This is a genomic window from Floridaenema aerugineum BLCC-F46, from assembly GCF_041929345.1.
Taxonomy (GTDB): Bacteria; Cyanobacteriota; Cyanobacteriia; order Cyanobacteriales; family Aerosakkonemataceae; genus Floridanema; species Floridanema aerugineum.
This window is the reverse complement of the sequence record NZ_JBHFNQ010000204.1, coordinates 58,414-72,390: the sequence shown is the minus strand read 5'-3', so window position 1 is coordinate 72,390 and position 13,977 is coordinate 58,414. Positions and strand designations below refer to the sequence as shown.

The following is a 13,977-nucleotide window of genomic DNA, read 5'->3' as shown; positions in this document are numbered from 1 at the left end:
ACGATCCGGTTGGCAAAAGTTCAAAATCTAGGATTTTTTACCACAGATAATTACAGATGTTGGCGAAGCCTTCCCGAAGGGTACACAGATAAACACAGACAAAACATAAAGATTGTCTATTTTTGCCAGAGATCTATTTAGGACTTGCTGAAAAAGTCTGTTGGTGAGGGTAGGGACACGGCATCATTAATATTTGCAACTCCTGCGTTATCTTTTGAATGCCGTGTCCCTACAATTTCCCCAAAAAGGCAAGGTTTTTGCACTAAAAGATTGTGATAGCCTTGCATTTATTGTGGGCAAAAAATGGGTAAAACCTTTGCATATCTTACCTTTTACATTTTTGAAGCAAGCCCTATTTAGCTTGGGATATGGTGCGTTACGTTATCACTAACGCACCCTACGGATAGAGACTATACAAGAGCGCTGAAGCGCAACAACGTACTTTACTTCCAGTCTTCCCAAGATTGATTCAAAATTGAGGTGTTGGGGAAAGCAACGGGGTTTTTGTTTTGTTCTAAACGGCGTTGTAATGCTTCTAATTGTGGTTCTTTTGATGGTAATTGATCTACTAATTGATAGGGAAGAATGTTATTTTTTAAAGCGAAGTCGGCGGTAGTTCCTGCTGCTGCACCTACTGACCATTCAAAGGAGTGAACGCGATAAGCTGCTGCTGCTGTGTGACTGGTGGCGATGCTTTTTCCTGCTACTAACATATTGTCAATTTTTTGGGGAATCATTGCTCTTAAAGGTACTTGAAAGGGGAAGGTTCCGCCTTGTCCTTTTCTTGTTCCTTCGCGTTCTCTGTTTCCGGGTGCTTCTGGGGGGCTTTTTTCCATGCAGGGGTGAAAGTCGATCGCATAAAATCCAATTCCTACCGAGTCAGGAAAAATCGCAGAACGCGATCGAGGTTTAACTTGTTCTGGAGATAATTCACCAGAAATTACAGCAGCAGCATTTAACCCAGATAAAGTTGCCCATAAACGGCGATACTCTTCTGGGGAAAGGTTTTGGCTGTAAAATTCTTGGCGGAAATTGTTGCGAGAAATGTCAATTTCCCAAACAGTAAAACCTTCGGCTTGTCCGTAACTTGGTCTACCAATGATCCGTCTTCCTTCGCGCATATATGGATATTTGGATAACCCATGTACAGTTCCCATTGGTGAGTCTAAACCACTGATAAAACGCAAGTTTGGATAAGGTGTTTTGACGTTTGGCCCTAATTGGGAATCTGTGGTTCCTTTGGCTAACCAATAATAAAAACCAAGGGCGTTTTCTTCTCCTCGGCGTAAGGTTTCGGTGCGGAGTCCTCCCATCCATCCACCGGGGTTTAATTGTCCGGTTTCTTGCAATTGTTGACGGGTATAAATGAGGTTATCTTGAGAGGTTCCGGGACGATAATCATTTCCCCAAGTCCAGTTTTGCATGGAAATATCACCAGGATTAATTGGGTATTGTTTGTAGTCTCCTGGTAATGGTTGGTCTGGTTTGGCGCTGAAGATGCGACGATAGGAAAATACTAAATTGAAGCTGGCTAAACGGGGTAATTCATAACTGTAATAAGGCTCATATTGGGGATAAAATGAGGGCATTGTTTGCGGTTGTGGCTGTTCCGTTGCTTCCATTGCAAAGGTGTAGGTGAAGCCTTGGGTGCAAAATTGATCGCCTTTTTCTGTGGAAGATGAAGGTTCTAAATAGGAACGCGGATCGATACCCAAACGGTAAGGAACGTCAGCTAAACCAATTAATTCTCCGGTTTCGGTGGCTTCTATTACATACCAGTCTGTGGGACGAGGTTTTTGATTTGATTTGTTAGTTTTTTTCGGAACAAAACGAATGATGGTTTTATCAAATTGGGGGGAATTTTCGTAGCGATATGCGTCTTCAATGGTGCGGGATAATGGGAGGGTGTTTAATGGAGGAGCACCTTTGGCGGGTTTGTGTTGAATGGCGATCGCACTTTGAATTTGTTTACCATCAGAACTAATATCGAGTTCTTTAATTACTGTTGCAGGAAACCATTTGAGTTTTCCATCGCCTTTTTTGGCAGCATCTTTTAAGATATCAAACAGGATTTTGTGTCCGTCATAAGGGAAAAAACATGATTCACTCACCCAACATTTTCCGGGGTTGAGTCTGCCATAATGTTCTTCAATGCGTTTGCGAAGTTCTAAATAACCGCGAGGATAAAACAGTAGTCGTCGTTGGGTGGCTTTTTCGTCGAGTGCAGAGGTTCCTTGCGAGGAAATTTGTCCGCCTACCCAGTCGGTAATTTCAGTTAAACAAACTGTTCTCCCAGCGAGTAAGGCTTCATAAGCCGCAGCAGAACCAGAAAGTCCTCCGCCAACTATCAAAAGTTCGCATTCTTCGGTTTTGTCTGGTTGTCTCGGTGGTGCGGCTAGAGCCAAGGGTATAGCTGATTCTAGCAGGATTAATGTGAGTGGAATTGTGATGAGCGATCGCTTCATGATGAATTTGAGTCAGATAACTCCTTTTTCCAGGTAGCTATAAGAAGGTAGCACTGGGAAAATGTTCATCGCAAGCTTTTGGGGGGAGGTTGGCAGGCAAGATGCCTGCCCCACAAAATATTTATCTTGTGGGATGGAGGTTGGCAGGCAAGATGCCTGCCCCACAAAATATTTATCTTGTGGGATGGAGGTTGGCAGGCAAGATGCCTGCCCCACAAAATATTTATCTTGTGGGATGGGTATCTTGCCCGTCATTTTTTCTGGGAATTTTGCGATCGATCATTTCACAGTAAAAATAATTATTTGGCAGGCAAGATGCCTGCCCCACAAAACATTTTATCTTGTGGGATGGGCATCTTGCCCGTCACATCTTAGCTAACACTTACAATTCCGCCATTGCGTTCTTTGGCGATCATCTCTGCTACTGATTCGGGAAATTCCTCCAATTCAGTAGTTTCCGATCCCGGTTTCATTGGAGTATTAAAAGTATAATTTGGGTCGCATTCTCCATGTTCGTAAACCTGAAGAACCCATTTATCAGGTAATCCTTCAATACCAACTTCTACCACGAACCAACTGTTTTTAACATAGCGAGAGTTCAAAACAGTAAACCACTCCCAATCTTCTGCCGGAATTTCCCAATCTGTCATAAGAAATTCCAGAGCAATTTCTCCTGCTTCTTCCCCAGTCATAGCTTCCCCTAATTATGCTTCACTAGCAACAGCAGTAGTTGGTTGTTCGGGATATAAACCCAATTGTTTCGCTAATTCACGGGCGACATGAATTAAAAATTTAGCTGCATCGTGATTATTATTATGTGCGAATCCTGCTGCCACTTGTACCATTGTGTTGATGAAATTTTCATCGATTAAGTCTAAGTGTGCATCTAATACTTCCGGTTCTTGTCCGTTGGGGCATTTTAATAGTTGATCGATAACGTTCAAGTACTCTTCTTGGCGCTGTTCAGGGCTTTGTTCTGACATGATTATTAATGTTGAATTTGGGTGAGTTTGGGCAATTTAACAAATTGCTATAGCGATCATGAAACTATAATCCTTTGGGAAAAAACGTATTAGATGATACGAGGGTTTGTTGATAGTTGTTACTTTTGTAAGAATAAAAATTACGGGATGGTTAAGTTATTTTAAATTTTTGTTACTAATTAAAAGTTTTTCTCATTATTAATTGAGGGGGGAGTGCGATCGGATTTTTTTAATTATCCTTGAAATGATCTATATGGATAGAAATAGAAATTCTGTAGGGGCGAAGCATTCGGGCGACAATTTATGCAATTCAACCAAGATATAACTATCCGAATGCTTCGCCCTCCCCCACAGACAACCTGTATGTACAATCTTGCGCCAAGACAGGGCGTTCGCGTAGCGTGCCGTAGTCATTAGCATTTGGGTACAAACATCTTTGGTGGGTTACATAAATTGTCGCCCAAATGCTATAGCGCTATCGCGCATGGCTTCGCTAACGCCCCTACACTAATTAATTTGCTAACAGCATCATCAATTTCCGATTTTTAATCCTCTTCCTCATCGGGTGCATAAAATTTTATCTAACCAACCTTTTTTGTGACTAACTCGCGCTTGATTGCCGAAAAAGCTGATTCTTCAAGTTCAATTCGCTCTTTAATTATCCGTGTAATCCAGTCTTGAACTTCTTCCGAATGTAAGTTAGCAACAAAAGCTACTCTTGCTGCGAGTTCTGAGGGAATTTGTACAGAATTTGGCTGTTTTTGAGATACTTGAATCGGTGCTTCCCATGCTGAATCATCATCGGCTTCTGCTATGACAATTTCATCAATTTCTGCTTCCGAGAGATTTGGCTTTTTTGGGTTATCACTGGTACTCATATTTGCCATCCTGTGATGATACGAACAATATTTTCTGGTTTTAACTGAAAAATTATTTTGAGTCTGCGTCCGCCAAGAGTTTTTCCAATTAACTGATAACGATCTTTGTATGACTTATTTCGACGTACTTCGTAGTCAGAAAAGAAACATTCCACAGCCTCATCGAATGTTATTCCATGTACTGCTAGTTTATCGCTTTCAAAGTCGTACTCAAAGTCTGAGGGTGTAAAATCATTCCAGTTGACCACTTTTGTATCCTATTTTTTGCCCACTAGGACAATATAAAGTAAACTTTCACGAAAATCTTCAGTCAGTTAAAACGGACTTTCGCTATTAGCCTGGGAAAGCCAGAATCCTCATAGCTTCGAGAAATTTCCCTCTGTTGCAATTCTTAAAAATTTTCGGAAAGCCTTATAGGTTACAATTTATAAGTCTCGACGCGAGAGAAGAGACACCGCACCGTAGTAGAGAGTGCCAAGTGGGCACCCAAAAACCCAAAACCCAAAGTGGGCAGGGAGATGCCCCCCAGGGGCATTTAGGGAAAAGGTGAGGTCTGAGTAGTTTTTCCAGTCGTTTTTTTCCTCTACATACCAGCCTACTTTCTTTTCTCGACAAAGCCAGCCTACTTTCTCGCCAAACTTCTTGTAATAATGGTACTTACCGGGTTTACCCCTAACACTTTCCCAGATGCGCTTCTGCACCGAAAAGCCAAAGCGCCCATTACTGTATTTTACCCAAAGTTGGTCGATAGTACGCAAATCCGTACAAGGGAATTTGTCGATACTCTCGTCATCCAGCCAATCTTCTTTTTCCCTTCCCGCCGCCTTCAACATTACCTTAAGTGTTTCCTCATCCGCCTCTTTCCAGCTTCCTCCCTTCAATAAATCCCGCAATTTTCGATAATCTACCCCTTTATCCGAACTTAAATCATCCGCTTCAATTTCACTCAATAATTTTAACCAACTTTGCACCGACTGAGGACGTTTTTGGGGTAACAATTCCATTCCTCGAACAATTGCATTATGTAGATTATCACTCAAACTCGGTACAATCTGTTTTACTGGTTTTAAAGGCGCATTCATTGCCCTCCATAAAGCAGTAGTTGGCAGTGTACCCGTTACTAAATGATAAAGTGTTGCCGCTAAAGCATAAACATCAGTGTACTCTTTTGGCTGGGCAATTGTAGGATCGAATTGTTCTGGCGCTCCATAACATAGAGTACCAAGAATTGTATGAGGTGAGAGAGTTGGAGTGAAATCTCGCGCAATCCCAAAATCAATTAACACAGCTTCCGAATTAGTAGCCCGTAAAATGATATTACTCGGTTTCACATCTCGATGCAGCAAACCTTCTCTATGTATCGCCGTCAAAGCTTCACCAATTTGCTTAATATATCGCACCGCTTCTACTTCTGGTATTGCACCTCGCTTTTCCACCAATTTTTCTAAAGTTGTTCCCTCGATATATTCCATCAAAATGCAGCAGAGGGAAATGCTAGAAAAAAAATTATTTTTCCGAACCGTTTCTTGCAGTAATTTATAAACTTTAACAATACGAGGATGATTAAATTTCGCTAACCGTAGCGCCTCATTCATAAAATCTTCATGCAGTTTAGCAAAATTCGGTTCTGCAATTGCCTCATCGTTGAGAGTTTTCAGCGCAAACTGTCGCCCATTTTCATCTCTAACGCGATAGGTGATGCCAAAACCCCCTTTTCCCAGCACTTCTCGGATGGTGTACTTACCATCTTTTAATGTATCCCCTCTGTTCCAAGCCATTGCGTGTAAGGTTGAGACTCATAGATTTAATTGTGACATATCATTAGAAATTTCCAGAAATTCAAGGTGCGTTACCTGGAACCAATGTAGAGACGTTGTATACAACGTCTCTACATTGTTTTTTGGAGATGTCTATTCCAAGTGCTACCCAGCCCATCAGATGATTTAGCCTTTAGCAAAGCAATGTATTACTGAGATATTGCACCTGCGATGCGAGCCCGCCTGCGAATCAATTCGCAGGCTAATAGCTCAAGTCCATTAAAATGGACTGGAAACTTTTGAATCCTAAGTATTAAAATGGACTGGAAACTTTTGAATTTTAAGTATTTAGTCCTCTTTAGAGGAGTTTAGCTATTAGCCTGCGAATTGATTCGCAGGCGGATTTGGGGACTGGTGCAAGATATGAGTATTACCATGATTTACTGTATTAAATAGAGCAAATCTAGAAGTTTTACCATACCTAATTCGATTTCCCATCACTACCAAAATATTCCCGATATCCACAAATTTTATCTCCCCGAATATCGAAAGAAGCTGCAACCCGATTTTTATAAGGTTCTCCTTGTAATTTCCCTTCGTCTCGAAACTCAAAAACAACTGTTGTATCGCTACTAGTTACTCGTTCTACAGAAGTGATAGAAAGTCCTTCAGCGAAGGATTGAGAAACGTATTCTAAAAATTCTTTTGCTTTCGGTTTACCGATGTTTAATCCGTGATATTTACCCATTGGAAACCAAAATGTAAAATCATCGGTTAGCATATTTAAAAACTCTTCCCATTCTCCGGTTTTCAGTCCATGAGTTAAGTGAGAAAATGCTTTTTTACCAACTTCTAATGTTTTTTGCTGCTGTTCTGTCATTTACCTTTCCTCCTTTAGTCAATTATTGTAGAATCTATCTAACACAATTTAGTAATTACACAAATTGTCGTTTTGATCCCCCCTAACCCCCCTTAATAAGGGGGGAACCGGATTCAAAGTCCCCCTTAACAAGGGGGGAACCGGATTCAAAGTTCCTTTTAACAAGGGGGAACCGGATTCAAAGTCCCCCTTAATAAGGGGGGAACCGGATTCAAAGTTCCTTTTAACAAGGGGGAACCGGATTCAAAGTCCCCCTTAATAAGGGGGATTTAGGGGGATCTAATTAATTGGGTTTGCAATTTTTAGGTTGCCAGTTCTATGTCTAAGCGTGAAGTCATTATCCCTAAAGGAATGGAAGTTTTGTATGAAAAGTATCATTATTGTCCCGGCATCAAAATTAATAATACATTATACATTTCCGGGCAAGTAGGTAGGGATGAAAATATGCAAGTTGTTCAGGGAGTCGAACCGCAGTTTGTTCAAGCTTTTGAGAATGTAAAAAAAGTGTTGACAGCGGCGGGTGCAACTTTTGATGATGTGGTAGAAATGGTTACTTATCATGTTACCGGACAACCGCCTGTTACCCCCGGCGAACAACAAAATTTTACGATTCCCCATTTGCAATTGTTTATGCAGGTGAAGGATAGATATTTTACTAACAATTTTCCGACTTGGACTGGTTTTGGGATTACTGCTTTGTCTACTCCTGGGTTGATTGTGGAAATTAAATGTACTGCTGTTTTTTCAGATTAAAAACTAACTACTACTTTGCCACAGTTTTTCCCACTGAGTAGGTATTCTACGGCATTTGGAATTGATTCTAATCCTTTAAACTCGGTGGGGTCAACTGTTACTTTGATTTTGCCGGAATAGTAAAGGTTGAGGAGTCGATCGCACGCCTCCCCCCCAAACTCCGCATAATGCGGCATCAGAAAACCTCGCACTGAGGCAGCTTTCCAGAATATTTTACTATAAATTCTCGGCTGATTTACTAACTCAAAATCATTTAAATATTCGGAAATAAACCCGACAATTACTAATCTACCTCGCACTGCTAAATTGTCTACGCAAGTATCAAAGGTTTGTTTGCCAATACATTCAAATACTAAGTTAATGCCTTGGGGATATTCTTGTTTTAAGACTGTGTTTAGGTTTTCTTGGCGGTAGTTGATTGGGCGATCGCACCCCAACTCCTTCAGCAAATTTACCTTAGCATCCGATCCACAAATTCCAATAACATGATTCCCCGCTAACTTAGCTAATTGTACCGCAATATGTCCCGTACCTCCAGCAGCAGCAGTAACTAAAACTACCTCATTACTTCGCATTTCTCCGACTTTTTCTAACGCTACTAAAGCTGATACACCTGTAGGCATTAAAGTTAAAATTTCCGGGTTAACTTCCCGAATTTTAACCGCTAATTTAGCATCCAAAACTTGATATTCTCGATATCCACCACCCCTGATAGTTGTTGCTACTGCATCGCCTATTTGTAAATCTTTAACCTCACTCCCAACTGCTACTATTTCCCCAACTGCTTCTACTCCTAAATCAAAAGGCGGCGTAAGGTTAATGTAGGGAACTTCGCCTCGACAACTTAATGTATCAAACCCTGCATTAATCCCAGCATATTTGTTACGAATTAGGATTTGATTAGCAGACAAATTGGGAATGTCAGCTTCTACAATTTCAACAGCAAATTTAAAATCCTTACTCAAATTTTTAGCAATTAATTTCCGGTATTTGCTTATATTCATAATCTTTAATCCCAAGAACAAGCAACCCGAAAACCGATATCATAAAGGGAAGCATTTGCTTCTAAAACACTGCGAAATGCCGATCGACATTTTGTTGGCCCAGTATTCCAAGAACCACCACGCAAAACCCGTTTTTCCCTATCTCCACCTGTCACCCAAGCACTACCATCAGTGGGCGCATCTTGATAATTTTCATGCCAAAAGTCTGCACACCATTCTCTCACATTTCCGTGCATATCATAAAGTCCGAAATTGTTAGCAACCTGAAAGCTTCCAACAGGTGTTGTTTCTCTTCTATCTTGTCCTTTTGGCCCTGCGCCATAAGCACCACGACTGCAAATTTTTCCCATATATTCCCAGTCTATTCCTGAATAATTTGCTAACTCAGTTGTGCAAGTTTCTCCAAAGTGAAAAGGTGTGGTAGTTCCGGCGCGACAAGCATATTCCCATTCTGCTTCGCTGGGAAGTCGATATTCTTTTCCTGTATGTTGAGATAATCTAGCACAAAATTCGATCGCATCATCCCAAGAAATTTGTTCAACAGGGTGATTTTGTGATTTAATAATTGATGGGTCAGGATGTAAAAATTGATTAACTTTTGGCAAATTTGCTACTGCTTCCCATTGTGCTTGAGTAACAGGGTATTTGCCCAGTAAAAAAGGTTGAATAGTCACTAAATGTTGCGGATTTTGATTCTTTAACCTGCCTTCCTCGGTATTAGTTGTACCCATTAAAAAAGTTCCGCCCGGAATAGCAACCATTTCTAAAGTTACACCCTGTCCTAATTCTTCCACTTGATATTTAGCTGAACTTCGGATACGTTCAACTTCCTCACCTTGCGGATTAACTGTTACCACATCAAAATCAAAAGTCAACAAATCTGACCTAACAATCACCTAATTAATCTCCTCTAATAACACTGTGCAAACATCTGTGTTCATCTGTGTTCATCTGTGGACATCTGTGGTAAAAATCCAAAACTTTCCGACTTTGCCAAGAGTCTATTCAACGAACTAAACTAAAGGACTGTCCAAAAATTCCGTTACTGCTTGCGCTATTTCTTCGGGAATTTGATTCATCATGCAGATTGTTCCCCCAGGAAATTCAACAACTTTTGCCTGTGGTAATGCTTGGGAAAGGAAGAATCTATCTTTAGCTTTTGCTAAACCCAATCTTTCAAATTCTTCCATGTCATCAATTCCCCAAATAATCAACGCAGGACATTTAATTAATTTAAATCTTTCTGGCGCATCCAAACAGTAATTTGCTACTGCCCAAACTGCATATAAAGGATGACCAAAACATTTTAAATCATCTAAAATCCAGCGATGGTTTAACTCAGCAGAACCGACATATCGAGAACGTGCTAACCATCTTTCCATTAAATGAGAACCGTCTTCTTTAATTTTAAAACCTTCGTCAAATCTCCTCATTAAATCAGCTTTTCCATCCTCTCCAAAACCAGCAACATTGCAAACAATTAGTTTTTCCACTCTTTCGGGATAAGTTGCGGCGACTTCTCCCGAAACAAAAGCACCTGTATGGTTGCCTAAAATGCAGGTTTTTTCTATTCCTAATTCGTCTAAAAGTGCAATGACAGTTTTGGCGTAGTCTGCAACTGAATAAAGTCTGGGTGGTTTATCTGAGTCACCAAATCCCATGAAATCCATTGCAATGACTCGTCTTTTTTGGGCAATAATTGGCATTAATTCCCGATATTCATCACTACTTCGGGGGTTCATGTGAAGTAAAAGTAACGGTTCTCCTTCTCCACCAATTCGATATAAAATTTGCCCGTCTTCTGTATCTAAGAATGCTCTTTTAATTGGTTTAGGCATTTTATTTTCCCTGATGTGAAAACTTTTATTTCATCCGTTCTTCTTGAATTAAGGTGCGCCTAAATATCTGATTATTTTTAAACCATTGCCAAGTCCTAGCGCGATAGTTATTGCAAGGACTAATCTGAATCATTTCGTATAAGTGCATATCTGGCATGGTTTTATAGCCAAACCACAAAATAATAGTTGAGTCATCTACTTCCCAAGCGTGTCCTTCAATTCTTTCTGTATCAAACCACAATTTATTATCACGATAGATTCCGGGAAATTGATGTTCTTCATATTTGCCATCTGCCCATTGATAGCGATTAATTTGATAGTAAGGATAGTCGTCTGTTTCGGGAAATTGGCAGGTTAAATGGGATTTGTGTTTGTCGAGAATGTTTCCTTCAAGGTCAACTAAAGTGTATGTTCCTACCCAGTCGCCTTCGTGTCTGGTAAGTACGGGCATTCCTTCGCGTATTGACATAGTTAATTCCTCCATTTATTAAATCTCAAACAATTAATATTCAGTAGGGTGCGTCAGACATGAGAATTTTTCGTGAGAATACTTTTTTTAAGTTCTGACGCACCCTACAAATACTGGCGCGTATTGACATAGTTAATTCCTCCATTTGTTAAATCTCAAACAATTAATATTCAGTAGGGTGCGTCAGACATGAGAATTTTTCGTGAGAATACTTTTTTTAAGTTCTGACGCACCCTACAACTGGCATTCCTTCACTTATTGACATAGTTAATTCCTCCATTTGTTGAATATTACTAAGATTTAGTAAGGTGCGTCAGATATTATAATTTTTGGTGAGGCTACTAAATTTAAGTTCTGACGCACCCTACAACTACAATTTCACTGGGATTTCTTCGCGTATTGACATAGTTAATTCCTCCATTTATTAAATCTCAAACCACCAAGGGTTGGCAATGGGTTGGGTTTTAATTAATAAGGCTTTTTTTCGCATAAACCTTTTAATTGCTGCTGCACCCATGCGCGAACCACCCATTCCTGAAAATTTAAAGGAATTTTTTTCTCCTTCGTGTACGATCGCTGTTAATGCAGCATCATTGATACTAATTGCACCTGCATTTAACTGCTGTGCTATTTCTATAGCTTCGGTTTCTGTCCCAGCAAAAACTGCGGCACTTAATCCATAAATACTATCATTAGCTAAGTGAATTGCTTCGGAAATTTGGTAAAATTTCATAATTGGCATGATCGGACCAAATGTTTCTTCTGCCATTACTTTCATGCTGTGATTGACTTGGGTTAAAACTGTTGGTTTACACCATAAACCACCACCTAATTCTTCAATCTTTCCGCCACAATGAATTACTGCACCTTTAACAACTGCATCCTCCAATTGTTCTTCAATTATTTTGGCTTGTTTTTCGGCAATAATCGGGCCGATTTCGCCATCTTCTACATTAGGAAAAGCTAGCTTAACTCGTTGGGCTTTTTCGACTAATTGGGCAACAAAGGTATCAAAAATTGTTTCCGAAACATAGATCCGTTCAGTTGATAAACATGATTGTCCTGTATTAACTATTGAACCCCATAAAATAGCTGATGTTGCTAATTCTAGATTAGCTGTTTCTGTAACAATCGCAGGATCTTTGCCTCCCAATTCTAAGAAGGCTGGAATAAATTGTTTTACCGCTTCTTCTGCTACTTTTTTACCTATATTGACGCTACCTGTAAAACATACTAAATCTACCAATTTTATTAAGTTACTTCCTGTTTCGCCTGTGCCTTCAATAAAGGTTAATATTGATGATAATTCGGGAACAGATGCAATGGTTTCTGATAGTGGCTGAATGAAACGAGGCGCAATTCCACTCGGTTTTACTATTACTGCACAACCAGCTAGTAATGCGGGAATTGTATCAATTGTAGAGAGTAATAAGGGAAAGTTCCAAGGGCTAATTACACCAATTAATGTGTAGGGAACTAGTTGACTTTGCAGTTTTATAAAGGGAATTGCTGTGGGTTTTTCGGTTTCTATTAGTAATTCTGGGGCGATTTTACACCAGCGATCGATACTAGAGATAAAAGAATCTATTTCTAAAATTGTGACTGATAATCTACCTGTGTCATTAACTAAAGCTTCAGTAAGTCGATCTTTTTTCGAGATAATCTCTTGTTTCCATTGCTGTAATGCGGCAATTCTTGTTTCTAATCCAGCTTTTTGCCAGTTAATTTGTGCTTCTCGCAATTTGGCACATTCTGCTGTTAGTTCTTCTAATGTTGGCGGTATAATTGAATAGTCTGTTTGGCCTGTGCGAGGATTGCGAACATTAATTTTTGCTTTCATAGTTTTGTTGATTCACTATCACTACAGGGAAATTCAGCAAATTTTAAATGATTCCCAAGTTGGATAAACGATCGATCGCTTCTTGTTGAGTCTTCATAAAATGCTTCCGATCTATCTCTCCATTTTCCATTGTATTAGCTGGGTAAAAGTGAGATTGCGAGTAACTTTCTGCATATAATTCAAACCTTTGGCGAGACAACAAATTGTTTAATCCGGGGCGACGACGATATCTTCTTAAAGCAGCTAAATCAATTTCGGCAAATGCTGCCATACTTTCTCCCGCACCTGTTTCTGCTAATACTAATCCCCGATAATCTATAATTTTAGAACCTCCATCAGCGGAAGAAATCGGAATCGAAATATTGGCGATTCCGGCGGTATTTGCTGATACGACATAAGCCATGTTTTCTACTGCACGGGTGATTTTGGCAGCTGATTTGGGCGATCGATCTTTGCCAAAGACTTCTGATGTAGAATGCAGGAAAATTTCTGCGCCTCGCATTACTAAACACCTGGCAACTTCGGGGTATAAAATTTCCTCAGAAGCTAAGGCGGCTAAATTGCCAATTTCTGTTTTAGCAACGGGGAAAACTCCTTCTAATCCATAACATTCTAAATATTTATCCCAAACATCATGAGGAGTGGGAGCAAACATTGAATTTAACCGACGATATCTTAAAACAATTGCGCCGGAAGAATCAATTACAAAGCAAGTTTGAAAGTATAATTTAGGAAAGTTGGGATCGAGTTCATAAGCGTTTCCGGCGAGAAATATTTTGTATTTTTGGGCAATTTTTCCTAATGCTTCATACTCTGCGCCAGCCATTTCTAAACAAGCTTTTTCTGCCCAAACAGCTATTGATTCTCCCATTGGAAAACCTGTTAAAAAATATTCGGGCAATACTATTAATTTACAGTCTGAACCAATAAAGGCGATACTACCAGCAATCTGTTTTTCGATGCGGTTAATTGATTGTTGGATGAGCGATCGCGCCTCACTCCGATCCTGCACTTGGTTAACTGCATGACAAGTTACCTGAAGTGCTAAAGCAAAAAAGGAGTCTTGTTTATTGGCGGCTTCCATATTTTTCGCTGTAGTTGATTTTAGAT

15 protein-coding genes are annotated in these 13,977 nt (G+C 39.9%); 1 reads left to right on the top strand and 14 read right to left on the bottom strand.

Annotated elements, in window-relative coordinates:
• Nucleotides 1-443: 443 nt before the first annotated feature.
• From ACE1CC_RS27015 to ACE1CC_RS26980, 8 genes are all read right to left on the bottom strand, one after another.
• Nucleotides 444-2,465, bottom strand: coding sequence for an FAD-dependent oxidoreductase (locus ACE1CC_RS27015; protein ID WP_413273531.1), 2,022 nt, complete (start codon nucleotides 2,463-2,465; stop codon nucleotides 444-446).
• 12 nt (nucleotides 2,466-2,477) lie between these two features.
• Nucleotides 2,478-2,720, bottom strand: a complete 243-nt coding sequence (locus ACE1CC_RS27010; protein ID WP_413273530.1) for a hypothetical protein — start codon at nucleotides 2,718-2,720, stop codon at nucleotides 2,478-2,480.
• A 116-nt stretch (nucleotides 2,721-2,836) separates the two neighbouring features.
• Entirely contained in the window at nucleotides 2,837-3,157 is a 321-nt protein-coding gene (locus ACE1CC_RS27005) for a hypothetical protein (RefSeq protein ID WP_413273529.1), read from the bottom strand.
• Between the two features lie 12 nt (nucleotides 3,158-3,169).
• On the bottom strand, nucleotides 3,170-3,448 hold the full coding sequence (locus ACE1CC_RS27000) for a hypothetical protein (RefSeq protein ID WP_413273528.1): 279 nt from the start codon (nucleotides 3,446-3,448) through the stop codon (nucleotides 3,170-3,172).
• Between the two features lie 581 nt (nucleotides 3,449-4,029).
• Nucleotides 4,030-4,326 carry a hypothetical protein gene (locus tag ACE1CC_RS26995; protein ID WP_413273527.1) on the bottom strand — a complete coding sequence of 99 codons (297 nt, stop codon included), beginning with the start codon at nucleotides 4,324-4,326 and terminating at the stop codon, nucleotides 4,030-4,032.
• Nucleotides 4,323-4,574, bottom strand: a complete 252-nt coding sequence (locus ACE1CC_RS26990; RefSeq protein ID WP_413273526.1) for a BrnT family toxin — start codon at nucleotides 4,572-4,574, stop codon at nucleotides 4,323-4,325. Before ACE1CC_RS26990 ends, ACE1CC_RS26995 begins: the two co-directional genes overlap by 4 nt.
• Nucleotides 4,575-4,751: 177 nt before the next feature.
• Complete coding sequence (locus ACE1CC_RS26985; RefSeq protein ID WP_413273525.1) at nucleotides 4,752-6,104, bottom strand: GUN4 domain-containing protein; 1,353 nt, start codon at nucleotides 6,102-6,104, stop codon at nucleotides 4,752-4,754.
• Nucleotides 6,105-6,564: 460 nt separating this feature from the next.
• A complete protein-coding gene (locus ACE1CC_RS26980) occupies nucleotides 6,565-6,963 on the bottom strand; it encodes a nuclear transport factor 2 family protein (protein WP_413273524.1) in 399 nt (132 codons plus the stop codon).
• A 318-nt stretch (nucleotides 6,964-7,281) separates the two neighbouring features.
• Here ACE1CC_RS26980 and ACE1CC_RS26975 point away from each other — a divergent pair, with 318 nt between their 5' ends.
• Nucleotides 7,282-7,716, top strand: coding sequence for a RidA family protein (locus tag ACE1CC_RS26975; protein ID WP_413273523.1), 435 nt, complete (start codon nucleotides 7,282-7,284; stop codon nucleotides 7,714-7,716).
• On the opposite strand, the gene ACE1CC_RS26970 is transcribed toward ACE1CC_RS26975, so the two are convergent.
• From ACE1CC_RS26970 to ACE1CC_RS26945, 6 genes are all read right to left on the bottom strand, one after another.
• On the bottom strand, nucleotides 7,713-8,720 hold the full coding sequence (locus tag ACE1CC_RS26970) for a zinc-binding dehydrogenase (RefSeq protein WP_413273522.1): 1,008 nt from the start codon (nucleotides 8,718-8,720) through the stop codon (nucleotides 7,713-7,715). The genes ACE1CC_RS26975 and ACE1CC_RS26970 overlap by 4 nt on opposite strands.
• Before the next feature lie 5 nt (nucleotides 8,721-8,725).
• Nucleotides 8,726-9,616 (bottom strand): formylglycine-generating enzyme family protein, encoded by an 891-nt coding sequence (locus ACE1CC_RS26965; RefSeq protein WP_413273521.1) that lies wholly within the window; start codon nucleotides 9,614-9,616, stop codon nucleotides 8,726-8,728.
• A gap of 117 nt (nucleotides 9,617-9,733) precedes the next feature.
• On the bottom strand, nucleotides 9,734-10,558 hold the full coding sequence (locus ACE1CC_RS26960; RefSeq protein WP_413273520.1) for an alpha/beta fold hydrolase: 825 nt from the start codon (nucleotides 10,556-10,558) through the stop codon (nucleotides 9,734-9,736).
• A 25-nt stretch (nucleotides 10,559-10,583) separates the two neighbouring features.
• A complete protein-coding gene (locus tag ACE1CC_RS26955; RefSeq protein WP_413273519.1) occupies nucleotides 10,584-11,027 on the bottom strand; it encodes a DUF3598 family protein in 444 nt (147 codons plus the stop codon).
• Between the two features lie 424 nt (nucleotides 11,028-11,451).
• Nucleotides 11,452-12,867, bottom strand: coding sequence for an aldehyde dehydrogenase family protein (locus tag ACE1CC_RS26950; protein ID WP_413273518.1), 1,416 nt, complete (start codon nucleotides 12,865-12,867; stop codon nucleotides 11,452-11,454).
• Between the two features lie 43 nt (nucleotides 12,868-12,910).
• Nucleotides 12,911-13,951 carry a nitrilase-related carbon-nitrogen hydrolase gene (locus tag ACE1CC_RS26945; RefSeq protein ID WP_413273517.1) on the bottom strand — a complete coding sequence of 347 codons (1,041 nt, stop codon included), beginning with the start codon at nucleotides 13,949-13,951 and terminating at the stop codon, nucleotides 12,911-12,913.
• Nucleotides 13,952-13,977 lie beyond the last annotated feature (26 nt).

What these genes read in the sequence shown, in the direction of transcription:
- ACE1CC_RS26945 (WP_413273517.1), bottom strand. Translation starts at nt 13,951, where the DNA reads ATGGAAGCCGCCAATAAACAAGACTCCTTTTTTGCTTTAGCACTTCAG.
- ACE1CC_RS26950 (WP_413273518.1), bottom strand. Translation starts at nt 12,867, where the DNA reads ATGAAAGCAAAAATTAATGTTCGCAATCCTCGCACAGGCCAAACAGAC.
- ACE1CC_RS26980 (WP_413273524.1), bottom strand. Translation starts at nt 6,963, where the DNA reads ATGACAGAACAGCAGCAAAAAACATTAGAAGTTGGTAAAAAAGCATTT.
- ACE1CC_RS27005 (WP_413273529.1), bottom strand. Translation starts at nt 3,157, where the DNA reads ATGACTGGGGAAGAAGCAGGAGAAATTGCTCTGGAATTTCTTATGACA.
- ACE1CC_RS27010 (WP_413273530.1), bottom strand. Translation starts at nt 2,720, where the DNA reads ATGACGGGCAAGATACCCATCCCACAAGATAAATATTTTGTGGGGCAG.
- ACE1CC_RS27000 (WP_413273528.1), bottom strand. Translation starts at nt 3,448, where the DNA reads ATGTCAGAACAAAGCCCTGAACAGCGCCAAGAAGAGTACTTGAACGTT.
- ACE1CC_RS27015 (WP_413273531.1), bottom strand. Translation starts at nt 2,465, where the DNA reads ATGAAGCGATCGCTCATCACAATTCCACTCACATTAATCCTGCTAGAA.
- ACE1CC_RS26970 (WP_413273522.1), bottom strand. Translation starts at nt 8,720, where the DNA reads ATGAATATAAGCAAATACCGGAAATTAATTGCTAAAAATTTGAGTAAG.
- ACE1CC_RS26960 (WP_413273520.1), bottom strand. Translation starts at nt 10,558, where the DNA reads ATGCCTAAACCAATTAAAAGAGCATTCTTAGATACAGAAGACGGGCAA.
- ACE1CC_RS26975 (WP_413273523.1), top strand. Translation starts at nt 7,282, where the DNA reads ATGTCTAAGCGTGAAGTCATTATCCCTAAAGGAATGGAAGTTTTGTAT.
- ACE1CC_RS26995 (WP_413273527.1), bottom strand. Translation starts at nt 4,326, where the DNA reads ATGAGTACCAGTGATAACCCAAAAAAGCCAAATCTCTCGGAAGCAGAA.
- ACE1CC_RS26985 (WP_413273525.1), bottom strand. Translation starts at nt 6,104, where the DNA reads ATGGCTTGGAACAGAGGGGATACATTAAAAGATGGTAAGTACACCATC.
- ACE1CC_RS26955 (WP_413273519.1), bottom strand. Translation starts at nt 11,027, where the DNA reads ATGTCAATACGCGAAGGAATGCCCGTACTTACCAGACACGAAGGCGAC.